Source organism: Asanoa siamensis (assembly GCF_016862555.1).
GTDB lineage: Bacteria > Actinomycetota > Actinomycetes > Mycobacteriales > Micromonosporaceae > Asanoa > Asanoa siamensis.
Genome location: NZ_BONE01000205.1, coordinates 1 through 1,026 on the forward strand (window position 1 = coordinate 1; position 1,026 = coordinate 1,026).

At 66.0% G+C, this 1,026-nt stretch carries 1 protein-coding gene; it reads right to left on the minus strand.

Translation table 11 applies throughout. The features are described 5' to 3' along the window. Position 1: 1 nt before the first annotated feature. The gene (locus Asi02nite_RS41270; protein WP_203719484.1) at positions 2-898 is read right to left on the minus strand and encodes an IS5 family transposase; all 897 of its coding nucleotides are present in this window, start codon (positions 896-898) and stop codon (positions 2-4) included. Between the last annotated feature and the right edge of the window lie 128 nt (positions 899-1,026).

Here is a 1,026-nt window from a genome sequence, read left to right on the forward strand (position 1 = left end):
CCTAGGTCGTGTTTCGTAGGGCTCGGAGCCATTGGTTGATGGCGGCGATGGTTAGGGTGGCCTGGTAGCGCACGGCGAGTTTGTCGTACCTGGTGGCCATGGCGCGGTGGTGTTTGAGCTGGTTGATGCCGCACTCGACGGCGTGACGCAGTTGGTAGATCTCGGGGTCGAAGGTGGGCGGTCGCCCGCCTTTGGCACCCCTGGCTTTGCGGTGTGCGTCTTGGTCGGTCTTACTCGGGATGCAGGCCCGGATACCGCGGCTGCGTAGGTGGGCACGGTTGGCCTGGGAGGTGTAGGCCTTGTCGGCCAGCACTACGTCCGGTCGGGTCCGGGGCCGGCCGCCACGGGCACGTGTGACCTTCACGTTGGCCAGCACAGGGATGAACTGAGGGCTGTCGCCGCGTTGTCCGGCGGTCACTACCGCGGCCATCAGTTTGCGGCCCTGCTCGCAGGCCAAGTGGGTCTTGGTGGTCCAGCCACCTCGGGACCGGCCGAGCGCGTGATCGGCGGGCTCTGTCTGCGTTCCGCCGGGCGGTTCCTTCTGCCCATCACCGTTGCGGCGGGCACCCGCGGCGTGTTGGTGGGCGCGGCTGATGGTCGAGTCCACGCTCACCGTCCAGCCGATCAACCCGGCCGCGTCCGCTCGGGCTTGCAACACGGCCAGGATCGCAGCCCAGACACCGTCACGCTGCCAACGGCGGAACCATCGATACAGCGTCTGCCACGGCGGATATACCGGCGGAACGTCCCGCCATGGCGAGCCGGTCCGGACCCGCCACCGGATCCCGTCGATGATCATCCTCATAGTCCATCTGCGTGGCTGATCACGACCTGTTCCCGCGGGCAGCGAAGGCTCGAGAACGGCCCACTGCACGTCGGTCAGGTCATGTCGCCTCACTGCCGCTACGCTCGGCACGAGGTCTCCGGTGTGAAGTTCTAGCTTGGTCGCTGAACCAACTACCGGAGACCTCTTCAGTTATCGATCACCGACACGCACTGACATCGACGCCTACGAAACACGACCTA